This window comes from Mycobacterium sp. (assembly GCF_049281135.1).
Lineage (GTDB): Bacteria > Actinomycetota > Actinomycetes > Mycobacteriales > Mycobacteriaceae > Mycobacterium.
The window spans coordinates 1-3,670 of sequence record NZ_JBAPRN010000533.1; the positions used below are offsets into that span (position 1 = coordinate 1).

Here is a 3,670-nt window from a genome sequence, read left to right on the forward strand (position 1 = left end):
GCGTATGCCATGCCCTGCCGGATCGGCCGCAGGTAGCGGATGTTCATGTCGGCGGTGGTCATCGTGGTGCCCTCTTGCAGATGCTGCAACCCGAAGTGTCCTCCCGCGACGTCGATGAGTGTGGCGATCAGACCGCCCTGCACGGCGCCGGACGTGTTGACCACCTGCGGGCTCACCGGGATCGTCATCGCGAACTCCCCGTTGTATGTGCCTGGCCGCATCCCGATTTGGTCGAACAACTCACCGAGTGTCGGCGGCGCCACTTGCACCGCGTCGTCGTTGCCCAGCGCGCGGATGCAGAAGTCGTACAGGTGTGCCGCGTCGATGGGCGATCCGGTCAATTCGGCTCCCAGCCAATGCAATCGGAGGGCGCCCAAGATGGTCTGCATGACGATCGCCGCTGCGGGTCCGACATCGAGGTTGGCCCGGAAGACTCCTTCGGTGATGCCGCGCTGGACGACATCACGGAGCAGGTCGTGCAGCGGGGAGAGCACCCGGGCGTAGTCCCGCGGTCTGGTTTCGGAGAGGTGTTGGTTGTAGAGATTCATCGCCCGGTTCAGGCTGTCCTGCGTGCTCGACTCGGGTTCGGCGCTGATCCGGTCGATGATCAGCTTGATCGCGGCGGTGCTGTCCAGCCCGGTCGTCTCGGCGCGCCAGACCTGCGTCGACTGCGCCATCGTCCGTTCAAGCAGTGCGATCAGCAATTCGTCCTTGCTGCTGAAGTGTTGGTAGAAGGCCCGTAGCGACGTCTTGGAGCGGGCCACCACTTCTTGCACGGTGAAGTCGGTGCGCCCGGTCTCGCGCAGGATCTCGACCGCGGTCTTGATGAACCGGGCGTCCCGGGTCGTCGGTTCGGCCTCTTCGCCTTCGTTGCCTGCGGCCATGCCGCCTCCTCAATCCCAAGGGCGATGCGCTGTGAGAATGAGGTTACCGCGCTTCGGCGAAAGTCGGTCGCGGCGGGTCACGGCAGCAACGGCAGGCGCCATGCCGGCGTCGCGGGGTCGAGAAACCACAGGCGCGTCGCCGTCAGCCGCACGATCCGGATTGCTCCGGTGATCATGATCACCGCGAGTGGGATGTTGATGAGGGCCGCAGTCGACACCGACGTCCAGACTTGGCCCGGCCCGGCGGTCATGATGTCGAACCAGGCGTCGCAGATCAACAGAACTCCGGTGGTGAATCCCGGAAGTATGACCACCTCTCGACGCAGCCAGCCCAGCACCGCCGTAGCGATCATGGACGTCACGAGCACACAGTCGAAGCCGATCCATGTCGCGGGCCAGTTATGGGCGACATAGTTGCCGGGCAGACTGAAGGCGAGGTAGATCATCCACGGGATCAACGCGATGGTGCCGCCCACCATCAGGGTCAACCGAGTGTGCCGCATCCGTCGTGCGACCGCCGGTGAGAACACCTCGTCGAGTGGACGCTCCAGTCGCTGAATCAAGTCCCTGCGTTGCGCCGGTGACATCGCCGCGATTTGGTCATCCGACAGCAAGCGATCCCCGTCCTCGCTCATGACTGATGAGTATCCGCCTCGGCGCCGCCGGCGCGGTCAACCTACGGTCGGCCGTTTTGCAACACTGGCCCCTATGGCGAAAGAAGAGCTGGAATCCGCGGCCACCCGCGCGGCCGAACCCGTGCCGCCGGATTCCGCGCATTCCGACCGCGCCCACATCCCGCTTCTACTTGTGCTGTTCATCGGTAGCGGATGCGCTGCGTTGATCTACGAGATCGTCTGGCTTCAGCTTCTGCAACTGGTTGTCGGATCTTCGGCGGTATCCCTCGGCATCCTCCTCGGCACTTACATGGGCGGCATGTGCCTTGGCAGCCTGCTCCTGCCCCGCTATGTTTCCGTGCACAGCCATCCGCTCCGCGTTTACGCGATCATCGAAGGCGGCATCGGCATCTGTGGCCTTCTCGTGCTGCTGGCCCTGCCGCTACTCGATCATCTCTATGTCGCCATCGGCGGCAGCGGTCTGCTCGGAATCCTCGTGCGTGCGGTAGTCGCGGGCGTGTGCTTACTCCCACCCACTCTGTTACTGGGCGCGTCCCTTCCCGCGATCGCCCGCTACGTCGAATCGTCGCCACAGGGTGTTTCCAGGCTCGGCTATTTCTATGGCGGCAACATCGTTGGCGCGGTATGCGGATGCCTGTTCGCAGGTTTTTATCTGTTGCGCGTCTACGACATGCCGACGGCCACCTACGTCGCCGTTGCGATCAACGTGGCCGTGGCGGTTCTCAGCTATCGCCTGTCGACGCGGACCCACTACGAGCCGACTCCCCGCGGCGATTCGCCCGCTCGTGAAGCGTCGCCACCGCCCGCGTCGCAGAGCTCCGTGTATGTTGCCATCGGACTGTCCGGGTTGACCGCGCTCGGCGCGGAAGTGGTGTGGACGCGGCTTCTTTCGGTCATGCTCGGCGCGACCGTCTACACCTTCTCGATCATCCTCGCGGTGTTTTTGGGAGGGTTGGGCGTTGGCAGCGGCGTCGCATCGCATCTCGCTCGCCAGATGAAAAACCCGCGCGTCGCACTCGGGTTCTGCCAGCTTCTGCTTGCCGCGGCGATCGCGTGGACCGCCTACACACTGGCCGATGCACTGCCCAACTGGCCCATCGATCCGCTGCTGGCCCGCAGCGCCGTTTTCAATTTTCAGGTCGACATCATGCGCTGCATGTGGGCGGTCGTTCCGGCCGCCTGCCTGTGGGGTGCGAGCTTTCCGTTCGCGTTGGCCGCTGCTGCGGAGCGCAGTCAAGATTCCGGGACCCTGGCCGGCAGGGTGTACGCCGTCAACACCTTTGGCGGAGTTTTCGGAGCCCTCGCCTTCAGCATCATCCTGATTCCGTGGATCGGCACGCAGAATTGTCAACGCCTGCTCATCGCGCTGACCACTCTGTCAGCCCTGATTGTCTTCGCGCCGGTTGCGCGATCGCTCGGGAAACGCGGAGCCGCAGCGACGGTCGTATCGGTGGCGGCCGTCGTCTGGATGATCGCCAACATCGCGCCAGTCCCGTGGCTCGCTGTTGCGTACGGCCGACGCATGATCCTGCAAACGAACCCCGGACGAGTGCTGTATGTCGGCGAAGGCCGCAACTATTCGCTGGCGATCTCCGAACCGCCCGACGGCAGCCGCTACTTCCACATCGCCGGGAAAGTCGAAGCTTCCACCGCTACCGCCGATATGCGCCTGCAGCGCATGCTCGGCAACCTTCCCGGGCTGTTTCATCCAGACCCGAAATCCGTTTTGGTCGTCGGCTTCGGCGCGGGCGTCACCGCAGGTTCTTTTGTGCTTCAACCGACGGTCGGAAAAATTGCGATCTGCGAGCTCGAACCGTTGGTGCCGCCCGCCGCAGATAGATACTTCCGAAATGAAAATTACGACGTCAAGAACGACCCCCGCACGACGATCCACTATGACGACGCGCGTCATGTCATCCTGACGTCGAGGGAAAAATTCGACATCGTCACGTCAGACCCGATTCATCCGTGGGTCAAAGGCACGTCGTCGCTGTACTCGAAGCAATATTTCGAGCTGGTCAAGCAGCGTCTGAGGCCCGGCGGCCTTGTCACCCAATGGGTTCCGCTGTACGAGAGCGACTTCACAACCGTAAAGAGCGAGCTCGCAACGTTTTTCGATGCCTTCCCAAACGGCACCGTGTGGGGCAATAC

3 protein-coding genes are annotated in these 3,670 nt (G+C 63.3%); 1 reads left to right on the forward strand and 2 read right to left on the reverse strand.

Annotation, left to right across the window (positions count from 1 at the left end):
- Both WAN02_RS20990 and WAN02_RS20995 read right to left on the reverse strand, forming a co-directional pair.
- A partial coding sequence (locus tag WAN02_RS20990; RefSeq protein WP_422266144.1) for a hotdog fold thioesterase occupies positions 1–884 on the reverse strand: 884 nt, incomplete at its 3' end.
- 77 nt (positions 885–961) lie between these two features.
- Positions 962–1,519, reverse strand: a complete 558-nt coding sequence (locus tag WAN02_RS20995) for a hypothetical protein (RefSeq protein WP_422266145.1) — start codon at positions 1,517–1,519, stop codon at positions 962–964.
- 73 nt (positions 1,520–1,592) lie between these two features.
- On the opposite strand from WAN02_RS20995, the gene WAN02_RS21000 reads away from it, so the two are divergent.
- The coding region (locus WAN02_RS21000; RefSeq protein WP_422266146.1) for a spermidine synthase at positions 1,593–3,670 on the forward strand (2,078 nt) is incomplete at its 3' end.

Bases quoted from the DNA above. Each gene is read 5' to 3' on its own strand.
- WAN02_RS20995 (WP_422266145.1), bottom strand. From the start codon at position 1,519: ATGAGCGAGGACGGGGATCGCTTGCTGTCGGATGACCAAATCGCGGCG.